14 protein-coding genes and 5 pseudogenes are annotated in these 22,229 nt (G+C 54.2%); 11 read left to right on the forward strand and 8 right to left on the reverse strand.

Features of this window, described 5'->3' with window-relative positions; all coding sequences use genetic code 11:
• Window positions 1-145: 145 nt before the first annotated feature.
• From aegA to RT197_RS16210, 3 genes are all read left to right on the forward strand, one after another.
• The gene (aegA, locus tag RT197_RS16200) at window positions 146-2,110 is read left to right on the forward strand and encodes a formate-dependent uric acid utilization protein AegA (protein WP_312952182.1); all 1,965 of its coding nucleotides are present in this window, start codon (window positions 146-148) and stop codon (window positions 2,108-2,110) included.
• 58 nt (window positions 2,111-2,168) lie between these two features.
• Window positions 2,169-2,786, forward strand: a complete 618-nt coding sequence (gene nudK, locus RT197_RS16205; protein WP_312952183.1) for a GDP-mannose pyrophosphatase NudK — start codon at window positions 2,169-2,171, stop codon at window positions 2,784-2,786.
• An 80-nt stretch (window positions 2,787-2,866) separates the two neighbouring features.
• Window positions 2,867-3,910, forward strand: coding sequence for a DUF1176 domain-containing protein (locus RT197_RS16210; RefSeq protein ID WP_312952184.1), 1,044 nt, complete (start codon window positions 2,867-2,869; stop codon window positions 3,908-3,910).
• On the opposite strand, the gene tkt is transcribed toward RT197_RS16210, so the two are convergent.
• Window positions 3,900-5,894: a transketolase gene (gene tkt / locus RT197_RS16215; RefSeq protein ID WP_312952185.1), complete on the reverse strand. Its 1,995-nt coding sequence runs from the start codon at window positions 5,892-5,894 to the stop codon at window positions 3,900-3,902. The two genes, RT197_RS16210 and tkt, sit on opposite strands and share 11 nt — an antisense overlap.
• Before the next feature lie 21 nt (window positions 5,895-5,915).
• The gene (gene tal, locus RT197_RS16220) at window positions 5,916-6,866 is read right to left on the reverse strand and encodes a transaldolase (protein ID WP_312952186.1); all 951 of its coding nucleotides are present in this window, start codon (window positions 6,864-6,866) and stop codon (window positions 5,916-5,918) included.
• A 278-nt stretch (window positions 6,867-7,144) separates the two neighbouring features.
• Between tal and maeB the strand changes: the two genes are divergently transcribed.
• Window positions 7,145-9,424, forward strand: a complete 2,280-nt coding sequence (gene maeB, locus RT197_RS16225; protein ID WP_312952187.1) for an NADP-dependent oxaloacetate-decarboxylating malate dehydrogenase — start codon at window positions 7,145-7,147, stop codon at window positions 9,422-9,424.
• Between the two features lie 842 nt (window positions 9,425-10,266).
• Here maeB and RT197_RS16230 read toward each other — a convergent pair.
• The 3 pseudogenes from RT197_RS16230 to RT197_RS22030 all read right to left on the reverse strand — a co-directional run.
• A pseudogene (locus RT197_RS16230) lies at window positions 10,267-10,917 on the reverse strand (RHS repeat-associated core domain-containing protein); the annotation flags it as partial.
• 427 nt (window positions 10,918-11,344) lie between these two features.
• Window positions 11,345-12,529 (reverse strand): annotated as a pseudogene (locus tag RT197_RS22025) (RHS repeat-associated core domain-containing protein); the annotation flags it as partial.
• A gap of 4 nt (window positions 12,530-12,533) precedes the next feature.
• Window positions 12,534-13,193 (reverse strand): annotated as a pseudogene (locus RT197_RS22030) (DUF6531 domain-containing protein); the annotation flags it as partial.
• Window positions 13,194-13,497: 304 nt separating this feature from the next.
• Between RT197_RS22030 and RT197_RS22035 the strand changes: the two are divergent.
• Window positions 13,498-13,599, forward strand: a pseudogene (locus RT197_RS22035) (phosphate acetyltransferase); the annotation flags it as partial.
• Window positions 13,600-13,657: 58 nt separating this feature from the next.
• Here RT197_RS22035 and RT197_RS16240 read toward each other — a convergent pair.
• Window positions 13,658-14,452 (reverse strand): annotated as a pseudogene (locus RT197_RS16240) (AraC family ligand binding domain-containing protein); the annotation flags it as partial.
• Between the two features lie 110 nt (window positions 14,453-14,562).
• On the opposite strand from RT197_RS16240, the gene RT197_RS16245 reads away from it, so the two are divergent.
• Window positions 14,563-15,978, forward strand: a complete 1,416-nt coding sequence (locus RT197_RS16245; protein WP_312952189.1) for a PTS transporter subunit EIIC — start codon at window positions 14,563-14,565, stop codon at window positions 15,976-15,978.
• 4 nt (window positions 15,979-15,982) lie between these two features.
• A complete protein-coding gene (locus tag RT197_RS16250; protein ID WP_312952190.1) occupies window positions 15,983-17,473 on the forward strand; it encodes a sucrose-6-phosphate hydrolase in 1,491 nt (496 codons plus the stop codon).
• A 93-nt stretch (window positions 17,474-17,566) separates the two neighbouring features.
• Here RT197_RS16250 and hemF read toward each other — a convergent pair whose 3' ends face one another.
• Both hemF and amiA read right to left on the reverse strand, forming a co-directional pair.
• A complete protein-coding gene (gene hemF, locus RT197_RS16255) occupies window positions 17,567-18,466 on the reverse strand; it encodes an oxygen-dependent coproporphyrinogen oxidase (protein WP_312952191.1) in 900 nt (299 codons plus the stop codon).
• Window positions 18,466-19,335 carry an N-acetylmuramoyl-L-alanine amidase AmiA gene (gene amiA, locus RT197_RS16260; RefSeq protein WP_312952192.1) on the reverse strand — a complete coding sequence of 290 codons (870 nt, stop codon included), beginning with the start codon at window positions 19,333-19,335 and terminating at the stop codon, window positions 18,466-18,468. Before amiA ends, hemF begins: the two co-directional genes overlap by 1 nt.
• A gap of 212 nt (window positions 19,336-19,547) precedes the next feature.
• Between amiA and RT197_RS16265 the strand changes: the two genes are divergently transcribed.
• From RT197_RS16265 to RT197_RS16280, 4 genes are all read left to right on the forward strand, one after another.
• Window positions 19,548-19,973: a GNAT family acetyltransferase gene (locus tag RT197_RS16265; RefSeq protein ID WP_312952193.1), complete on the forward strand. Its 426-nt coding sequence runs from the start codon at window positions 19,548-19,550 to the stop codon at window positions 19,971-19,973.
• Window positions 19,974-20,166: 193 nt separating this feature from the next.
• The gene (locus tag RT197_RS16270) at window positions 20,167-20,604 is read left to right on the forward strand and encodes a DUF2919 domain-containing protein (RefSeq protein ID WP_312952194.1); all 438 of its coding nucleotides are present in this window, start codon (window positions 20,167-20,169) and stop codon (window positions 20,602-20,604) included.
• A 62-nt stretch (window positions 20,605-20,666) separates the two neighbouring features.
• Entirely contained in the window at window positions 20,667-21,242 is a 576-nt protein-coding gene (locus RT197_RS16275) for an RpoE-regulated lipoprotein (RefSeq protein WP_312952195.1), read from the forward strand.
• Between the two features lie 86 nt (window positions 21,243-21,328).
• Window positions 21,329-22,228, forward strand: a complete 900-nt coding sequence (locus RT197_RS16280; RefSeq protein ID WP_312952196.1) for a Dyp-type peroxidase — start codon at window positions 21,329-21,331, stop codon at window positions 22,226-22,228.
• Window position 22,229: the final 1 nt, after the last annotated feature.

Consider the following 22,229-nt stretch of genomic DNA (forward strand, 5'->3'; position numbering starts at 1 on the left):
TCCCGTGAAATAAATTGATCTATTACAGGTTCTCTGAATATAAGCCTCTTTTCCAGGCAAATGTCCATTGCTGCCCGCGCGAAGCTCAGCTAAGAAAGTACGCATATAAAGATTAAGGCTTTATCAGCAAACAGAGAACCTGGCAATGAATCACTTTATTATGGCCGATAGCCAGAAATGCATCGCCTGCCATGCCTGCGAAGTGGCCTGCGTGATGGCGCACAATCATGAGCAGCACGTGGTCAGCAAACTGCATTTCCGCCCCCGCATCACGGTTGTAAAAAGCGGCGAGCAGCAAAGCGCCGTCACCTGCCATCACTGCGAAGATGCCCCCTGCGCCCGTAGCTGTCCCAACGACGCCATCCGCCTTGAAAACCATGCGGTGCAGGTGCTGGAAGAACGATGCATTGGCTGTAAATCCTGTGTGGTGGCCTGCCCGTTCGGCACCATGCAAATGACGATAACGCCCGTCGGACAGGGGCGGGTCAACGCGACTGCCCACAAATGTGATTTGTGCGCATCGCGCGAAGCCGGGCCTGCCTGCGTGCAGAATTGCCCGGCGGACGCGCTGCAAATTATCACCCCGGAAACGCTCACCCGACTGGCTAAAAATCGTCGCCTGAACACCGCCCGCCGCGAAACGCACTGGCAGGGACCGGCCGCGCCGCAGTCCGCACCGACAATCAGCAAAAAAGCGCAGATGCAGGCGCTGACCGCACGCGGCGAACCGGATAAGCTCGATCTTGCCGCGCGAAAAAGCGGGTTTGCGGAAATCTACCTGCCTTTCAGCCCGTTGCAGGCGCATGATGAAGCCACCCGCTGCCAGAAATGCGGCGATCACAGTATTTGTGAATGGACCTGTCCGCTGCATAACCACATTCCGCAGTGGATTGAGCAGGTTAAAGGCGGCGATATTGCGGCGGCGGCAGAACTTTCACACCAGACTAACTGCCTGCCGGAAATTACCGGTCGCGTTTGCCCGCAGGATCGACTCTGCGAAGGCGCGTGTACCGTGCGCGATGCCCACGGCGCAGTGACCATCGGCAACATCGAGCGCTATATCTCTGACCAGGCGCTGGCCCAGGGCTGGCGACCGGATCTCCGGCACGTCACCCTGACCGATAAAAAAGTGGCGATTATCGGCGCGGGTCCCGCCGGGCTGGCCTGCGCTGACGTGCTGATACGTCAGGGCGTACAGCCGGTAGTGTTCGATCGCCACCCGGAAATCGGCGGCCTGCTGACGTTTGGCATTCCGGCCTTCAAGCTGGATAAATCGCTCCTTGCCCGCCGCCGTGAAATCTTCACTGCGATGGGCGTCCGCTTTGAACTGAACTGTGAAATTGACAAAGATATTCCGCTCTCCGCGCTGCTGGCGGATTACGACGCGGTGTTTGTCGGCGTCGGCACCTATCGCTCAATGAAGGCCGATCTTCCCAATGAAGACGCGCCCGGCGTATACGACGCGCTGCCTTTTTTGATCGCCAATACCAAACATGTGATGGGGCTGGACGAGCCGTGGACCGACACGGGCGGGCAAAATGTGGTGGTGCTTGGCGGCGGCGATACCGCGATGGACTGCGTGCGCACCGCGCTGCGTCACGGCGCGAACCGCGTCACCTGCGCTTATCGCCGTGATGAAGCCAACATGCCCGGATCGAAAAAAGAGGTGAAAAATGCCCGTGAGGAAGGCGCGAATTTTGAGTTTAACGTTCAGCCGGTCAACATCGAACTGGATGAGCAGGGCCACGTCAGCGGCGTGCGCTTTCAGCGGACCGAACTCGGCGAGCCGGATGCCCAAGGGCGTCGCCGTCCGCTGCCGGTCGCCGGAAGCGAATTTGTGATGCCTGCCGATGCGGTCATTATGGCCTTTGGTTTTCATCCTCACCGTATGCCGTGGCTGGAAGCGCAGGGCGTGCAGACCGACAGTTGGGGCCGCATTGCCGCCAGCGTCAACAGTCAGTATCGCTATCAGACCACCCATCCGAAAATTTTCGCCGGTGGCGATGCGGTGCGCGGGGCCGATTTAGTGGTCACCGCGATGGCGGAAGGGCGGCACGCGGCCGAAGGCATTCTGGCCTGGCTTGGGGTCAGTCCACTCAACGCCCATTAACGACAAACCCGGCTCTGCGGCGTAAGATAGCTGCTCATTCTCACTTCGCGGAGCCCGTATGTCGTTTAAGATCGCTGTTATAAAAGATAAAATCCTCTCCGAAAACTACTTTGTTCTGCGCAATATTACCTACGATCTGACGCGAAAAAATGGCGAGGTTATCCGCCATAAGCGTGAAGTGTACGACCGGGGTAACGGGGCGACCATCCTGCTTTACAACCGCAGCAAAAATACCGTGGTACTGATCCGCCAGTTTCGCGTCGCCACCTGGGTCAACGGCAATGCGGATGGCCGCCTGATTGAAACCTGCGCCGGTCTGCTGGACGACGACGAGCCGGAAATCTGCATCCGCAAAGAGGCTATCGAAGAGACCGGCTACCGGGTGGGCGAGGTGCGTAAGGTATTTGAGCTGTATATGTCTCCCGGCGGCGTCACCGAAATCGTTCACTTCTTTATTGCCGAATATGACGATTCTCTGCGTGCCAACGCAGGCGGCGGGGTGGAAGATGAAGATATCGAAGTGCTGGAAATTCCCTTCACCAGCGCGCTGGAGATGATCGCCAGCGGTGAAATTCGTGACGGTAAGGCCGTGATCCTGCTGCAATATTTGCAAACCTCCGGCCTGATGCAGGCGTTATTTCCAGCCCGGCAACTTTTTATGAGCGCAATCCGATAATTCTGATTGAGCGGCACATTTTAGCCAGTAGAGTTACGCCCTGTGTGAAATGACTCTATTCTGCCGGGGCTGTGCCGTTCATGTATTTTCGCGTTTTACTGTTTTGGGTTATCGGAGCGCTACCGGTCTGCGCGACGTGGGCTGCGCCTGCGCAACAGGCGTTTACCGACTGGCAGGTCACCTGTAATAACCAAAACTTTTGCGTGGCGCGTAATACCGGTCAGCATTTCGGGCTGGTCATGACCTTAAGCCGCAGCGCCGGGGCGCACACCGACGCCAGCCTGCGAATTGAACTGGGCGGGCTGGAGCCGCATTCGACGAAGCCGTTCCCGGTCGCTTCCCGCTTTCTTCTCGACGGTCAACCGCTGAAACTCACTTCTCCCCGCTGGCGCAGCGAACCGCTGCGCGTAATGACCAGCGACGGAGCGACGGTAAGCGCTTTCCTCGCCCACATTCAGGACGCCGATGCCATCACCCTGACGGCGGGGCCGCAAATCATTTCGCTGAAAGGTCTCAAAGCCGCGCTGCTGTTTATTGACGATCGCCAGCAGCGCGTCGGCAGCCAGACCGCGTGGATCAGTAAAGGAAATAATCCCCCACTGCGTGTGCCGCCAGCGCCGCCGCTGAAAGAGGTCGTGGCGGTGAATCCGACGCCGACGCCATTAAGTCAGACAGAGCGCGAAGATCTGCTGGATTACGGCAACTGGAAAGTGAGCAACATTCAGTGTTCGCTGGACCCTGGACGGCGCGAGGTGCGGATCTGGGCACTGACCGATACGAAAGCGCTGATGGCCATCAGCTGCGAGGCGGGCGCCTATAATACGGTCGATCTGGCGTGGTTGGTGTCGCGTCGCAAGCCCTTCTCATCGCATCAGGTGCGTCTGCGCCTGCCGTTTACGCCGGGCAGCGGCGACAGCAATATGGAGTTGATGAATGCCGGATTTGATGAGAAAAACCACGAACTGACGACGCTGGCGAAAGGACGTGGCTTAGCCGACTGCGGGATTCAGACGCGCTGGCGTTTTGACGGCCAGCGCTTTAGCCTGGTGCGATATGCCGAAGAGCCGAGCTGTGATAACTGGCAGGGGCCAGATGCCTGGCCCACGCTTTGGATCACCCGTTAACCACTTTCTTCGCTTTGGCGACAATGTTCTCGACGGTAAAGCCAAAGTACGGGAACAGTTTTTCCGCCGGAGCGGATTCGCCGTAGCCGGTCATGCCCACAATCGCGCCTTTCAGACCCACATACTTATACCAGTAGTCGGCGATCCCGGCTTCCACCGCCACGCGTGCGCTAACGTCAGAAGGCAGCACCGATTCACGATACTCTTCATCCTGACCGTCAAACACGTCTGTTGATGGCAGCGACACCACGCGCACCGCAATACCGTCTGCACGCAGTTTTTCCGCCGCCTGCACGGTAATTTCCAGCTCGGAGCCGGTCGCAATCAGGATCAGATCCGGTTTACCGCCCGCATCTTTCAGCACGTAACCGCCGCGTGCAATATTCGCCACCTGCTCCGGCGTGCGCTCCATTTGCGCCAGGTTCTGACGGGAGAGGATCAGCGCAGTCGGCCCGTGATGGCGCTCGATGGCCGCTTTCCACGCCACGGCGGTTTCAACCTGATCGCACGGACGCCAGGTGCTGAAGTTAGGCGTCAGACGCAGGCTGGCGAGTTGTTCAACCGCCTGGTGCGTCGGCCCGTCTTCCCCCAGTCCGATGGAGTCATGGGTGTAGACCATAATTTGCCGCGCTTTCATCAGCGCCGCCATACGTGCGGCGTTACGCGCGTACTCGACAAACATCAGGAAGGTCGCGGTGTAGGGAATAAATCCGCCGTGGTGTGCGATACCGTTGGCGATGGCGGTCATGCCAAATTCGCGCACGCCGTAGTGAATGTAATTGCCCGCCGGATCTTCTTTCAGGGAAACCGACTCTTTCCAGATAGTCAGGTTGCTGGGAGCCAAATCCGCCGAACCGCCGAGCAGTTCCGGCAGTACCGGACCGTAGGCGTTCAGCGAGTTCTGCGACGCTTTACGGCTGGCGATTTTCGCAGGTTCGGCCTGCAATTTGTTGATGTAGTCCTGTACCGTCTGCTGCCAGTTTTCCGGCATTCCGCCGCTCATCCGACGCTTAAATTCTGCCGCCAGTTCCGGGTGCGCTTTCTCATAGGCCGCCAGCTTCTCGTTCCATGACTGCTGGGATTTCTCGCCGCGCTCGCGTGCGTCCCACGCCCGGTAGATCTCTTTCGGGATCTCAAAGGCAGGATGATTCCAGCCAAGCTGCTTACGAGCCAGCGCCACTTCTTCTTCACCGAGCGCCGAACCGTGCGACTCTTCTTTACCTGCTTTATTCGGTGAGCCAAAGCCGATCACCGTCCGGCAGATAATCAGCGACGGCTTATCTTTCACGCTTTGCGCTTCCAGAATCGCTTTCTTCACCGCTTCAGGATCGTGGCCGTCAATCTCATGCACCACGTGCCAGTGATAGGCCTCGAAGCGTTTTGCGGTATCGTCGGTGAACCAGCCTTCGGTTTCGCCATCAATGGAAATGCCGTTGTGATCGTAAAAGCCAATCAGCTTGCCCAGTCCCAGCGTCCCCGCCAGCGAAGAGACTTCGTGGGAAATCCCTTCCATCAGGCAGCCATCGCCCATAAACACGTAAGTGTAGTGATCGACCAGTTCATGATCCGGCTGGTTAAACTGCGCTGCCAGCGTGCGTTCGGCAATCGCCAGCCCGACCGCATTTGCCAGACCCTGACCCAGCGGGCCGGTAGTCGTTTCAATACCTGGCGTATAGCCAATTTCCGGGTGGCCCGGCGTTTTCGAGTGAAGCTGGCGGAAGTTCTTGATCTCTTCAATCGGCAGATCGTAGCCGGACAGATGCAGCAGGCTGTACAGCAGCATTGAGGCGTGACCGTTGGACAGGATAAAGCGGTCGCGATCGTACCAGGTCGGATCGGTGGGATTGTGTTTGAGAAAATCGTTCCACAGAACTTCAGCGATATCCGCCATTCCCATCGGGGCACCCGGGTGACCGGAATTCGCCTTTTGTACCGCGTCCATACTCAGGGCGCGAATGGCGTTAGCAAGCTCTCTTCGGGACATAATGTACTCCGTGACAATAAGTTACAGTTTAGCGGCCAGCAAATCTTCGAGTTTGCGCTGATCGACGGCGAACTGACGGATACCGTCAGACAGTTTCTCAACCGCCATCGGATCCTGGTTATGCTCCCAACGGAACTCGGCTTCGGTCATTGGGGTCGGGCGATGGAACGTCAGGGAGGAGGGGACCAGCCTGCGCTCAACCGGCTCTTCGCTGTCCTGCAATTTCTGCAGCAGATCCGGGGAGATGGTCAGACGGTCGCAGCCCGCCAGCGCCAGGATTTGCTCGGTGCGCCGGAAGCTGGCACCCATGACGATGGTGGTATAGCGATGCTGCTTGTAATAGTCGTAAATATTACGCACCGATTTCACGCCCGGATCTTCATCCACGCGGTACGGGTCCATCGGCTTGCGGGCCTGATACCAGTCGTAAATGCGCCCGACGAAAGGCGAAATCAAAAATACACCCGCTTCGGCACAGGCACGCGCCTGGGCAAAGGAGAACAACAGCGTCAGGTTGCAGTTAATGCCTTCTTTTTCCAGCTCTTCCGCCGCGCGGATGCCTTCCCAGGTCGAGGCCAGCTTGATCAGAATGCGCGATTTATCAATGCCCTGATCTTCATACAGCTTCACCAGGTGGCGCGCTTTAGCGATGCTCTTTTCTTTGTCATAAGAGATGCGGGCGTCCACTTCGGTGGAGACGCGGCCCGGAATACTTTTCAGAATTTCCACACCGAAATTGACCGCCAGTTTGTCGCTGGCTTCTGCCACCTGCTGCTCCTGGGTTTTGCCGCGCTGCTTACCGTAGTCAAGCGCGTCTTTAATCAGATGCGCGAAGTGGTCCAGCGCCGCCGCTTTCAGCAGCAGGGAAGGGTTGGTGGTGGCGTCTTCAGGCTGGTAGTGGCGAATCGATTCAATATCACCGCTGTCAGCCACGACGGTAGTGAACTGTTTTATGCCGTCTAGCTGGTTCATTGGATACTCCTTAAAAAGCAATAAGTTATACGAGTGCTTAGGCTCGCACTTCTGGTAAAACACAATGTGCATAACAAAAAAGCATAGCAGACGGGGAGGGTATTGCTGGCGAGAGACGCAACGACTTCGTTTTGTATTTGTTAAAAATTTGTATTTTGAGATAGCGAGAGTATGGCGGCCTTCAAAGTTTAGGATGTCATCTGGGGCGATACTAGGCGCTGTCCTACAGGTGAGCATCAGGATCACCTTTTAGTCCGATACATAAAAGGAACAAGAAGATGGATGATCAGTTGAAACAAAGCGCTCTCGATTTCCACCAGTACCCCGTTCCGGGGAAAATTCAGGTTTCCCCTACTAAACCGCTGGCTACCCAGCGCGATCTGGCGCTGGCTTACTCGCCGGGCGTTGCCGCTCCCTGTCTGGAAATCGAAAAGGATCCGCTGGCGGCCTATAAATACACCGCGCGCGGCAATCTGGTCGCGGTCGTCTCCAACGGCACGGCAGTGCTGGGACTGGGCAATATTGGCGCACTGGCGGGCAAGCCGGTGATGGAAGGCAAGGGCGTTCTGTTTAAAAAGTTTGCCGGGATTGACGTTTTTGATATCGAAGTGGACGAGCTGGACCCGGATAAGCTGATTGACGTCGTGGCGGCGCTGGAGCCGACGTTCGGCGGCATCAACCTCGAAGATATTAAAGCGCCCGAATGCTTCTATATAGAGAAGAAGCTGCGCGAGCGAATGAATATTCCGGTTTTTCATGACGATCAGCACGGCACCGCGATTATCAGCACCGCTGCCATTCTGAACGGTTTGCGCGTGGTCGAGAAAACGATTTCTGACGTGCGGATGGTGGTTTCCGGCGCGGGCGCGGCGGCCATCGCCTGTATGAACCTGCTGGTGGCGCTGGGGATGCAAAAACACAATATTGTGGTTTGCGACTCGAAAGGGGTGATCTACAAAGGCCGCGAAGCCAATATGGCGGAAACTAAAGCTGCCTACGCGGTGGAAGACAGCGGCAAGCGCAGCCTCGACGACGTGATCGAAGGCGCAGATATTTTCCTCGGCTGCTCCGGCCCGAAAGTATTGACCCCGGAAATGGTTAAAAAAATGGCCCGCGCGCCGCTGATCCTGGCGCTGGCGAACCCGGAACCGGAGATCCTGCCGCCGCTGGCGAAAGAAGTCCGCCCGGATGCCATCATCTGCACCGGCCGTTCGGATTATCCGAACCAGGTGAACAACGTGCTGTGCTTCCCGTTCATCTTCCGTGGCGCGCTGGATGTCGGTGCCACCGCTATTAATGAAGAGATGAAGCTGGCTGCGGTCAACGCTATTGCGGAACTGGCTCACGCCGAACAAAGTGAAGTAGTGGCGTCGGCTTATGGCGATCAGGATTTGAGTTTTGGCCCGGAATATCTGATCCCGAAACCCTTCGATCCACGTCTGATTGTTAAAATCGCCCCGGCGGTGGCAAAAGCGGCGATGGACTCCGGCGTGGCGATGCGTCCGATCACCGACTTTGATGCCTATGTCGATAAGCTCAGCGAATTCGTCTACAAAACCAATCTGTTTATGAAGCCGATCTTCTCCCAGGCGCGCAGTGAGCAAAAACGGGTGGTGCTGGCAGAAGGGGAAGACAACCGCGTCCTGCACGCCACCCAGGAGCTGATTTCGCTGGGGCTGGCGAAGCCGATCCTCGTCGGGCGTCCGAACGTCATTGAAATGCGCATTCAGAAGCTGGGGCTGCAAATCAAACCCGGCGTTGACTTCGAAATCGTCAACAACGAGTCCGACCCGCGCTTTAAAGAGTACTGGATGGAGTATTACAACATCATGAAGCGCCGGGGCATCACCCAGGAACAGGCGCAGCGGGCGGTGATCAGCAACACGACGGTAATCGGTGCGATCATGGTACAGCGTGGTGAAGCGGACGCGATGATTTGCGGCACTATTGGTAACTACCACGAGCACTTCAGCGTGATCCAGCAGATCTTCGGCTATCGTGAAGGCGTCCACGCGGCGGGGGCGATGAATGCGCTGCTGCTACCGAGCGGTAACACCTTTATTGCCGATACCTACGTCAATGAGGATCCAACCCCGGATCAACTGGCGGAAATTACCCTGATGGCAGCGGAAACCGTGCGCCGCTTTGGTATTGAACCGCGCGTAGCGCTGCTATCGCACTCCAGCTTTGGATCTTCAAACTGTGCGGCAGCCACCAAAATGCGTGACACCCTGGCGCTGGTTCGCGAGCGCGATCCAGAGCTGATGATTGATGGTGAAATGCACGGCGATGCCGCGCTGGTGGAAAGCATCCGCAACGAACTGATGCCGGACAGCCCGCTGAAAGGCTCAGCCAATATTCTGGTCATGCCGAATATGGAAGCGGCGCGCATCAGCTACAACCTGCTACGCGTTTCCAGTTCCGAAGGCGTCACCGTCGGCCCGGTACTGATGGGCGTAGCGAAACCCGTTCACGTCTTAACCCCCATCGCCTCGGTGCGCCGCATCGTTAATATGGTGGCGCTGGCGGTCGTTGAGGCACAGACGCAGCCGTTGTAAGTTTTGTCCTGAAATGCCAGATGCAATGTGTGTCTGGCATTTATCAACGATATTTTGGCCCACAGGAGATTATTTTTGATTTTGTGAATACAGTAAATTTGCGTCCAGGATATTACTTATGTTCATTTTTTATCGGTTTTTAAGATCCCTTCTTTAATCGTGTTTATAACTTTGCTCCTGTTGGAGTAGATGTGTGCAAAGGCATATAGCATAGTAAAAGCGCCAGCTATGCTTATTTCTATAAATGTCTTTAGTGTTAATTTTTCACCTGAATAAAATTCTTCGCCAATAAAATAATTGACCATGCTAATCATTACAATGACAGAGATTGAATTAGTGAAAGAAAAAATAAGATATGACGTAATGAATAACGTCGTATTAATATTATGACGCTCTTTTTAAAAAAATAAATCAATCATTTTTTGTCCTTATTTGAGGCTTTATCTGCATTATCTGCAGTACATTTAGAAACTAAACCTGAGGCATATTCTCCAGTAATTTTGTTCCGGAAGAGTATTATAGGGAGAGCATGAGATTGTGGTCCGTTTTTTAATCACTCCATTAATAATTCGCTCAGAGGAAAGGAGGGCACTTATTGATGAAATACAAACGATAGAATATGTCTACAATAATGCTCACTCCATTAAATATGAATAAAAAGGAAAGAAACCATAGCCAACCTCGTTTTAAAAACAAATAGCGCCATGAGAGCATGGATAAAAAAACTGCAGCCAAAGCTATAATAAATAGTGTGTAGTAACTGCATTCATTCACTACAGTAATATTATCAGAAACCCATGCAATGATAGAAAAAAACAATCCAAGAATAAATATCAATACCCTCATCGAGAAGTCCCGCTACCTGTCGTACTACTCCCTTTTGATGACAAATCAAATCCCCCCATTATAACTACGACGTTTTTACGCTTCGGTGGGTTTTCCTGATTTCCTGGAGCTGATTCAAATTGACGCCGACTCCAACTACGGCAAACATCGTCATATCCGTAATAGCCATGTTCTCCTAATTGAGCTTTCATCGCTTTATCAAAAGTTTCATCCTGCTCTTTGGTGGTTTTTTTGTACATTTCAATTTTCCCCCCATGTTTTACATCATTATAAACCTCGCCGTGGGGGAAAGAGCCCATAGCGTAACTGTAGGAGTTATAGCTACCATCAGGTGCCCCTACATTCACACTTTGATGTAACGCGGGTTCGCCTGGACCTTGATTTTCAATCCAAATATCTAGCCCCAACGGATCCACCTGCTGCACTGGGTTAATGGTGTACTGATAAAAATTCCATCTACCCGCCAGCCCAATCGGGTCCTGGGTGATGTACCTTCCCTGTAACGGGTCATAATACCGGTGCCGGTTGTAGTACAGCCCCGACTCCTCATCGTACTGCTGGCCCGGGAGCCGGATGAGCTGCTCCAGATTATGCGGGTTATCCTCCCGCAGCATATTCTCCCATACATTAAACTCCGCGCACCATGCGAGGCGTGGTGGTCAGCCTGTCGCTGTCCCAGCCGTACCATGTCACTTCCGGTTTTTAGTTCAGGTCACTACAGCCCTTTCGCCTGGAGATCTGCATTGGAACTTTAAACTTTAAATTTTAAACTCACTAACATGAGCATTTCAATCCAGGATATGCAATATAAAAGGATGAAATTCAAAATGCCAACTATTGAATATTTCAATATTGAATCGCCTGTTTTATGCTTTAAAAATAGATGTATATATAACGTGAAAATTAATATCGGCGGGTTTAAAAATAAAATAGTTTTATCTTTTATCGTAAAAATAAAATAGATTAATACCCCCAGGGCTGGATAATCTTCTTGTTTGTAAATCCAAAGAAACAGTAGCATAGCTTGAATTAATAATATAAACACATCGGCAATAACAATTTTTATAAAAAACTTCATTGCTTCGCGCCTTTTATTCTTTTATATTCGTCCAGGACATCGCTTACAAAGTCCTGGCAATTATTTACTATAAATCCATAATTATCATTTCCATATTGTTTACTTCCATCAGGAAATAATAGGTTATCAGGTTCGTTTTTGACTGCCTTCACCGCTTTTTTCATTGTCTCATCGTCATACTTCTCTTTATTACAAGTATAATCACTAGTTTTAGGTTCACTAAATAACCCACTATCACCACCATAGCCAATATTAGTACCATCTTCAAAGAATATATGTGCATGGAAAACGCCCAGGTCGAGGCCTGTCATACCATTTGTCCTAAAGCCTCTCGAACCTTTGAGTGGCCTTGAACAGACTTGAGCTAAGCCCAACGGATCTATAAATCTTATAGGATTTAACGGATATGCATAACAATTCCACCCACCCGCCAGCCCAATCGGGTCCTGGGTGATGTACCTTCCCTGTAACGGGTCATAATACCGGTGCCGGTTGTAGTACAGCCCCGACTCCTCATCGTACTGCTGGCCCGGGAGCCGGATGAGCTGCTCCAGATTATGCGGGTTATCCTCATTCAGCAGGTTGCCCCACTCATCATACTCCGCCCGCCATGCCGTGCTCCCGTCCGGGCTGACAAGCGCCAGCGGCAGGCCCCGGTGGTCGCAGTGGTACAGGTGGATTTTTCTCTCCGGGATGTGTTCCGGCTCCAGCTGCGCGGCCATCTGCTCCACGGTCAGGCCGCACTGTGTCAGCCACGCCCGGCTTTGCTCACTCACCCGGCTCTGCCGCAGCTCTGCCTCCAGCCGGTCCAGCATTACCGTCAGGTCCGGGGGAAGGGTGACGCCGGTGTCCTGCGCCAGCACTTCCGCCAGGCGCCGGTGGCGGGCTTTCTCCCGTTCGCTGTTTTCTGTTTCGGTGCGGATGAGCGGGGTGAAGCTTCCCGGCAGGTATATCGTCTGCACACGGCTTCTGTCCGTCTGCACCGTCGTCAGCCGGTCCCCGTCCCAGCCGTACCACGTCACTTCCGGCCTGCGCGACAGCGACATCCATCCCGTCAGGTCCTGTTCACGCCGCCACACCCGTTTGCCTGTCCGCCGCCCCAGCGGGTCGTAAATATAGCGGCTTTCCACCTGTGGCTCATCGTGCTGTATCCGCATGTAACGGACCAGCCGGTGCCGGTTAAGCCTGCGTGCGCCCGAAGCGGTCCGCCAGCCCCGTCAGCACCCGGTACGGGGGGAGCGGCGCGGGCAGGGTCTCATTCGCCCCCGGGACCCGTTCAGGCCAGCCGAGAACCCACCACGGGCCCTGCGCGCTGCTCGCGGCCAGGTAAACATGCGGCGAGTAGCGCAGGACTTCCGGCAGGGCCTGCCAGAGCGGGCTTAAGGGCTGCGGGGCGGGCTGCGCCGCCACCCCGCCGCGTGCCAGCCAGAAAGATTCGCTGCGGCTGTAGCTGATTTCGCCGGGAAACAGGGGCTCAGAGTGAATGCTCCGCCCGCCGCTGTCACTGAGTATCAGTTCACGCTCACAAACCTGCAGGCGGATATCGAAGGGTGCCTTCCAGCCGGGGCCGAACAGCCCGGCCGGTGCGGGCGTCGGGGTGCGCCAGCTGCTGTAGGTGCGGGAGAGGATGAACGGCAGGGGACCGGGCAGGGCAAGGTCGGTCTCGCCGGGGAGGACCTTCGCCCCGGTGAGGGGGTTGACCGGGCTGCCGGAGGTGATGCTGCCGGGGCACACCGAGCAGGCCACGCCGGTAGGGGCGCCAATGAGCACCCCGGCAGAGCCCTGAATAACGGGGCCGCCGTATTTTGTCATGTCGCCCGTCCGGGCTGCCGGTTTTCCGCTCATTTTCAGATCCTTCTGCCGGAGGCAAAATCATAAAAAAGGTTTAACAGTTATAAAGGACTGAGGATGATATGTAGATGCGGGCCGGGATAATTAAGAATATATTTATATTTACACCGAAAATGCATTGGCAAAATTTATTTGCTGGCATGATTTTTACTTTCTCATACCGTCGCGGAGCAAGTCTGAATAACGTAACGCTAATCATCTCTGAACATAATTAAGATATAGACGTCTTATCAGCTATAAACCCGACAATATTTATGTTCGAATTTTTTTTGATTTCTGAAATGAACATATACGCTTTTTAGCGAAACCCGTTCACGTCTTAACCCCCATCGCCTCGGTGCGCCGCATCGTTAATATGGTGGCGCTGGCGGTCGTTGAGGCACAGACGCAGCCGTTGTAATCTCCTCATGCCGCCCAGGTGACTGATGGGCGGCATTTCTTTGCTTCTGCTGGCGATAATCCGTAGGTGAAAGTCCGGTTGCGTTACGGAACACCTTAGAAAACAGCAGTGCATCCTGATAGCCGACAGAGAAAGCAATTGTGGCAACCGAATACTGAGTGCTCAGCAACAGCGCCTGGGCTTTGTCCAGCCTGACGCGAGTTAAATACTCTTTTGGGCTGTGCTGAAAATGCTGGCTGAAAAGCCGGTGGAGATACGTCCGGTCGATATTTAAATAACGCGCGATATCTTCAATTTTGATATTTCTGTCATAGTGGTTACGAATGTACTGCATGGCCTGAATGGCAATTCTTTTAGGGCTTCGCGGAATATAAGGTTCGTCGGCAGGGAAATTATGACACAGTAAGTACAGCATTTCGGTCATTTTTGCGGTCAGTAAAATATCGGTATTTGAATTCAATACAGAGACTTCTATTATTTCGCTGAATAAATTCTTGATGATCCCAGCCTGGTTTTCATGAAATACCGGATTGGACGGTGAAAGTTTGCAGCGCTGTAAATAGTTCGTCACCAGGGAACCACGAAAACCCATCCAGAAAAAGGCCCACGGCGTCGTGGCGTCGGCAGCATATTTGATGATCTCCCCCGGCGCGATAAAGAAAAAGTCGCCCTGATGCAGCGCCCAGTCCTGCCCGCCGCTGGTAAATATTCCGTTACCGGAAAGAACATAATGCAGCATATAACCGCTGCGCACCGTCGGGCCATAAGTATGCCCCGGTGCCGTGGCATCAAAGCCGCATGAGTAGAAATAGAGTGAATCATTTGCAAATGAATTGTTGTATAAATAATTCATTGTTAAATATCCTTACGCAACAAACTTCCCTTAACTGTCGACATTTTTCCATTCTACCGTTTTTACCGCATAGTTATAGTAAGGGCATCATAATTTTGCAGGAGTTTGCCATGAAAAATGATTTTTCCAGCCCGGATATACTTGATGCGCTAATTGTCGCGCTCGGCGGTAAAGAAAATATTACTCATGTTACCCACTGCGCCACGCGTTTACGCCTGGTACTGGTTGATAATGTAAAAATACAAACCGGCGTGATTGAGCATCTGGAGCATGTAAAAGGCGTGTTTACCGTTGGCGATCAGCTCCAGATTATTTACGGTGCAGGGCGGGTAAATATCGTGTGTCAGGCGCTGAAAGATAAACTGCAACTGGCTGAAAATAGCGAGTACGTCAGTCAGCAGCGGCAAAATATATTACAGCGGTTTGTGAAGTCAGTCTCCGACGTTTTTGTGGAAATCATGCCCTCTATTTTAGCCGCTGCGCTGCTGATGGGTTTAACGTCGTTGTTGACCACTAAAGGGATTTTCGGTGCCAGAACCATCGTTGAGATATTCCCGCAAATATCCGGTATCAATAAAATTATCTCCATTGCGTCATCGGGGATCTTCGCCCTGTTGCCGATGGTAGTGGCCTGGTCGGCAACCCGTCGCTACGGTGGACGCCCGGCGCTGGGGCTGGCGATTGGTGCCATCATGGTGCATCCGGGGCTGGTCGATGCTTTTAGCGCGGCCTCCGGCAATGCCACCGTCGAAACCATCAGTCTGCTGGGGCTGCCCGTTGAACTGGTCGGTTTTCAGGGCGGCATTATTATTGCGCTGATGATTGGCTTTACCGTCGCCTGGCTTGATAAGTTTTTTAACCGCACGCTGCCGGACATTATTAAATTTGTCCTGTCCCCGATGCTGACTATCCTGCTTTCCTCTCTGCTGTTATTCACAATTATTGGCCCGTTTGGGCGGATGCTGGGAGAAGTTATTACCGGTAGCCTGCTGTGGATGGCTGAATATCTGGGCATTTTCGGCTATATGATTTTTGCTGCGGTCCAGCAGTTAATTGTTATTACCGGCCTGCATCATACTTTTGGTGCCATCGAAGGGCAGCTTCTTGCCAGCACCGGTCGCGACTTCCTCAACCCGTTAATGTCGGTGGCCTTAATGGGGCAGGGCGGGGCGGTACTTGGCTATATGCTGCTGCACAGAAAGAATAAACAGGTTTATACGCTCTGTATTTCGGCTTTCACCTCGATTCTGTTTGGTATCTCCGAACCGGCGCTATTTGGCGTGACGCTAAAATACCGTTTTCCCCTGCTGGCAGGTTGCCTGGCCGGAGCAACAGGCGCGGCCTGGGTGTATATTTCAAAACTGACTGCGGTTGGCTACGGCACCACGGCGCTGCCGGGGATCACCATTGTCGATCCGGCGAATAATGGCCATATGAATTATATTATTGCGCATCTTCTGGCACTGGTTGCCGGAGCGCTACTGACCTGTATTTTTGGCAAGATTGCCGTACTGAAGGCAAAGTAAAAGTATGCAAAAAATTAAACGCTATCAACGATATGCGGATATTCCGCAGGAGATCCTGGACCAGGCAAAGGTGTTAACCGCCGGTTCGCCCTATCGCCAGCATTACCATATTGAACCAGAAAGCGGATTTTTGAACGATCCCAACGGGTTTAGCTTTTTTAACGGTCAGTATCACCTGTGCTATCAGTGGAGCCCGCTGCGCTATTGTGCTGACGTATGGTATCAGGGCTGGTTTCATCTGGTCTCGGACGATCTGGTGAACTGGCGCGCGCAGGGGCCGCTCATTGAACCTGAAACGGTTTATGACAGCCACGGACCCTATTCCGGCAGCGCGATTGCCGTTGAGGATGAACTGATCATCTTTTATACCGGCAATACCCGTGATGCCGCCTGGCAGCGCACGCCTTATCAAATGATTGCCCGGCTGGATAAACAGGGGAATTTTACCCGGCAACTTCCTCCGGCGTTATCCGCTCAGCCGCAGGGTTATACCGATCATTTTCGCGACCCAAAAATATGGCGTCAGGACGGGCATTATTACGCGGTCATTGGCGCGCAAAAAACAAACTTACAGGGCAGCTGCGTGGTGCTGTATTCTGCCGATGCGCTGACGTGGCAGGTGAAAGGGGAAATCGATCTTAACGATGTTGAGACGGGTTATATGCTGGAGTGCCCGGATTATTTCGAACTGGATGAGCAGGGCGTCTTAATTTATTGCCCACAGGGGCTGTGCGTGGATAAAACGCGGCAGAATATTTACGACGTGCATTATCTGCTGGGGAATAAACTCAATAAAGAAAACCTGTCTTTTGACCATCAACCGGCGCAGATACTCGATCACGGTTTTGATATTTATGCCACGCAAACGCTGCTCGCGCCCGACGGCAGGCGGGTATTAGTCGGCTGGATGGGTGTTTCAGAAATGGGCTATCCGAGCGAAAATTACGGGCACTGCGGCACGCTGACCATCCCCCGTGAACTGACGCTTTCGGCAGGCAGGCTGCACCAGCGCCCGTTCGCGGGGCTTCAGCAACTGCGTGGGGAGCATCAGCGGCATGAGTTTACGCTGGAACGGGCTACCCGGCGTGCGTTTTACAGCGGTGCGGTAAGCGAAACGGTGATCACCTTCAGTGGCGCGATAACTGAAAATATTACCCTTGCGCTGCGCGCCAGTGAAACGGGGGAGCGTAAAACCCTGCTGACGCTGGATGCCCGCCGCCAGCAAATTGTGCTCGACCGGACCGATGCGGGCCAGCCCATTAATACCGACTACGGCACCCGGCGTTCTTCTGAATGGGCTTTTTCGGCACAGACCCGGGTACATATATTCTCTGATACCACCTCGCTGGAGATATTTATTAACGACGGTGCGTGGGTGGCCTCTTCGCGGATTTTCCCTGAAGCAGATCAGAACTGGATAATCATCGAAAACCACGGTACTGCTATTTCATGCGAGGTGGATAGCTGGCAGTTAAACGCCATGCAGAAGGCGTGATATCCCAGTGCTGGAGGTGCGCGTATAAGCAGCGCGACGCCTCCGCACTGCTCGCATCCATTCAATCACCGACGGGCTAAAACCAGCGTGCTATTAAACCCAGTCGCGCACCCGAATAAACTCGCTCAACGCGGCTTCCGGGCTGCCTTCTTCCGGCTGATAATCATATTCCCAGCGCACCAGCGGCGGCATCGACATCAGAATAGATTCCGTGCGCCCGCCGGTTTGCAGGCCGAACAGGGTGCCGCGATCCCACACCAGGTTGAATTCCACGTAGCGCCCGCGCCGATAAAGCTGGAAATTGCGCTCGCGTTCGCCCCAGGGGGTGTCTTTACGGCGTTCGACAATCGGCAGGTAAGCGTCGGTATAACCGTTGCCCACCGCCTGCATAAAGGCGAAGCAGGTGTCGAAATCCGGGGTGTTAAGATCGTCAAAAAACAGCCCGCCGATGCCGCGCTGCTCGTTGCGATGCTTTAAAAAGAAGTAGTCGTCGCACCACTTTTTATAGCGCGGGTAAATGTCTGCGCCAAACGGCTGGCAGAGGTCGCGCGCGGTGCGGTGCCAGTGAATGCCGTCCTCTTCCACGCCGTAAAAAGGCGTGAGGTCAAAGCCGCCGCCGAACCACCAGACGGGATCGGCACCGGGCTTTTCAGCGATAAAAAAGCGCACGTTGGCATGGCTGGTCGGCACATGCGGATTATGCGGATGCACCACCAGCGACACGCCCATCGCCTCGAAACTGCGCCCCGCTAACTCTGGACGGTGAGCGGTGGCGGAAGCGGGCATTGCCTCGCCGTAAACGTGGGAAAAATTTACCCCCGCCTGTTCAAAGATGCCGCCGTTGCGCAGTATGCGGCTGCGTCCACCACCACCCGCCTCGCGCTGCCAGCTGTCTTCGATGAAATTCGTACCGTCAATATGAGAAAGCTGCTGGCAGATCCTGTCCTGCAACTGACGTAAAAAGGCTTTGACCTGCCGGGCATCGGGTTTCATTAGCGTTTCTTCGCGTGGGCTTTTTGATTGTCGAACCAGTGGAAATAGCTGATCACCCCGGCTGAAATTGCGTTGGCAATTTTCTGCCGGAACGCCGTTGTGCCGAGCAGCTTTTCTTCTGCCGGGTTGGTAATAAACGAGGTTTCTACCAGCACGGACGGAACGGATGGCGATTTCAGCACCACGAAGGCGGCCTGTTCCGTGCTGCGGCTGTGCAGGCGGTGTACCGGCTTGATTTTCTTCAGTATATGCGAGCCAAGCGTCAGGCTGTTTTTGATGGTGTCCGTCTGGACTAAATCGAACAGCACCTGCTGTAACAGATGGTCTTTATCTTTGGCTTTTTTCCCGGCGAGATCGTCTGCGGCGTTTTCTCGCTCGGAGAGATACTTCGCCATCGCGCTACTGGCCCCCCGGTTGGAGAGGGCAAACACCGATGCGCCCGCCGCGGACGGATTAGTAAAACCGTCCGCGTGGATCGACATAAACAGATCCGCGCCATGCTGGTGTGCGATTTCAACGCGATCGTACAGTGGTATAAAGGTGTCGCCGGTGCGGGTCAGGCGGGCGTCAATGCCCTGGCTTTGCAGATTAGCGCGCACCATTTTAGCGATGGCCAGCACCACATGTTTTTCTTTTGAACCGTTGCCGCCGATGGCGCCGGTATCAATGCCGCCGTGACCGGGATCGAGAACGACCACGCGCCGCGCCCCCGCTTTTTTGGCGGCGGGTTTGCTGTGGCTGTTACTGGTTTTCAGGGATTCTGCTTTTGCGTTCGCATTCAACATCCCCGACAACGTCAGGACTGCCAGCCCGGTTTTTAAAACCTGGCGGCGCGATGCGAGTGTTTTTAGTGGTTTAAAAGTGCTCATTCGGCCTGGGTTGTAAAGAAAATGGTGACAGATGTTATATCGTATCGCGAGGGTCATGACGAACAATCGCGATGAGAATTGTTTTACTTTTCATTTCAATAAATGAATGCCGCGCATTATGCCATTTTTTGCCGCACGTTTCGCGAGATATTGGCTAATCGACACGTTCGCGCCATAATCACTCTTTTGAACCCAAAAAGGCAGGTTTTACCATGGAGATACGCGTTTTTCGCCAGCAGGATTTCGAAGAAGTTATCACTCTGTGGGAACGCTGTGACCTGCTGCGCCCGTGGAACGATCCGGAAATGGATATTGAGCGTAAAGTCCAGCATGACGTCAGTCTGTTTCTGGTCGCCGAAGTCAACGGTGAGGTGGTCGGCACCGTGATGGGCGGCTACGACGGCCATCGGGGTTCAGCATATTACCTCGGCGTGCATCCTGAATTTCGCGGTCGCGGCATTGCTAACGCGCTGCTGAACCGGCTGGAGAAAAAGCTTATCGCGCGCGGCTGCCCGAAAGTGCAGGTGATGGTGCGCGACGATAACGACGTGGTTTCCGGGATGTACGAGCGGTTGGGCTATGAGCCTTCAGATGTGCTGCTTTTAGGCAAGCGGCTGATTGAAGATGAAGAGTACTAAGCCTGTGCTTTCTGTGCCCAGGCTGACCGGGCGTTGATCCGCCCGGATTGCTTAACGTTCTGTCTGGCTGGCCGGGCGTCACATAAACCGCCATTTTTCCGGGGCGGATCTGATATTACCTTCCCCCGCATCGGCTTTAGCAGATAGCCTGAAAAACCCTGTGTATAATGCCGTTTTATTTTCAGGTGGGCATATGTACTTTCCTTCTGATTACGACCGTCACGGCGCGTTAAAACTCCCCGTTCTTTTCTGGGTGGTGCTGCTGTTGCAGGCCCGGACCTGGGTATTGTTTGTCATGGCGGGCGCATCGCGCGATCAGGGCGATGCGCTGCTGAATTTGTTCTATCCCGATCACGATAACTTCTGGTGGGGATTATTGCCCGGCGTACCGGCGGTTATCACCTTTTTGATCAGCGGACGGCGGCAGAGCTGGCCGCGCCTGTGGGGGACGTTACGCTGGCTGCTCATTCTGGCGCAGTGCGTTCTGGTGCTGTGGCAGCCGCTACTGTGGTATTCCGGTGAGGCGGTAAGCGGGACCGCGCTGGCGCTGGTCATTCTGGATGCTTACGCGCTCTGGTTTTTGCTGGTCCATCCACGATTGCGTGCCTGTTTCAGTACGCAGACAGATTAAACGGCACTTTTTGCCGCTGCCGTACTCCAACAGGCGTTGAATTTAAAATAGAGGAAGTGTGAATGAAATCGCTGCGTTTATTTATCTGCGTTATGCCTTTGGCTCTGGCTGGTTGCTCAACGCTCTCCTCGGTGAACTGGTCGGCGGCGAATCCGTGGAACTGGTTTGGCTCGTCGGGTAGCGTAACGGAGCATGGCGTCAGCGGCATCACCGGTTCGACGCCATTGAAGCAGGACGCCATCAGCGATGCGCTGGGCGGCGATTATCGTCTGCGCAGCGGGATGAAAACCGAAAACGGCGGCATCGTGAATTATTTTGAAGCGCTGAAAGGCAATGACGTGGCGCTGGTCATTAACGGCGACGGCGCCACGGTGAGCCGCATTGACGTGCGGGACCCGGATATCAAAACCGATGGCGGCGGCAAAATCGGCAACAAATTTAGCGATCTCTACCGCAAAGCCTATGGCAACTGTCAGCAGGCCTCCGGCGATGATGCCGGTGCCGTGGAGTGTAAAGCCGAAGGCAGCCAGCATATCAGCTACCTGTTTACCGGAAACTGGAGCGGCCCGGCAGACCTGATGCCTTCCGACGACGCGCTGCAAAGCTGGACCGTGAGCAAAATTATCTGGCGTCGGTAATTTGCGCCGGGACAAATCGCCCGCCTGAAAAAGCGGTACAATAGCCGCATTAACGCCACGGTGGCGTGATTTTTTCAGGAGAAGCAATGTCCCAGGTGCAGAGTGGCATTTTGCCAGAACATTGTCGCGCGGCGATTTGGATCGAAGCCAATGTAAAGGGAGAGACCGATCTCCTGCGCGCGGGCAGTAAAATTTTCGCCGATAAGCTGGCGACCTTTCAGGCTCAGTTCCCGGAAGCCAACATCGGTGCGGTGGTGGCTTTTGGGCATAACGCATGGCGCGACCTGAGCGGCGGTGAGGGAGCCGAAGAGCTGAAAGACTTTATCCCTTACGGGAAAGGCCTGGCTCCCGCCACCCAGTACGATGTCCTGATCCACATTCTTTCCCTGCGCCACGACGTTAACTTCTCGCTTGCCCAGGCCGCGCTGGACGCGTTTGGCGATGCGCTGGACGTGAAAGAGGAAATTCACGGATTCCGCTGGGTTGACGATCGCGATTTGAGCGGTTTTGTGGACGGCACTGAAAACCCGGCGGGCGATGAAAAACGTCGCGACGTCGCGGTCATTAAGGACGGCGTGGACGCTGGCGGCAGCTACGTTTTTGTCCAGCGCTGGGAGCATAATCTTAAGCAGCTTAACCGCATGGGCGTTCACGATCAGGAGATGATGATCGGGCGCACCAAAGAGGCCAACGAGGAGATCGACGGCGACGAACGTCCTGTCACCTCACACTTAAGCCGGGTGGATCTCAAAGAAGACGGTAAGAGCCTGAAAATTGTGCGTCAGAGCCTGCCTTACGGCACGGCAAGCGGCACGCACGGTCTCTATTTCTGCGCCTACTGCGCGCGTCTTTATAATATCGAGCAGCAGTTGCTGAGCATGTTTGGCGACACCGACGGTAAACGCGATGCCATGCTGCGCTTTACCCGTCCGGTCACCGGCGGCTACTATTTCGCGCCTTCACTCGACCGACTGCTGGCGCTGTAAA

It is taken from the genome of Superficieibacter sp., assembly GCF_032071645.1.
Lineage (GTDB): Bacteria > Pseudomonadota > Gammaproteobacteria > Enterobacterales > Enterobacteriaceae > Superficieibacter.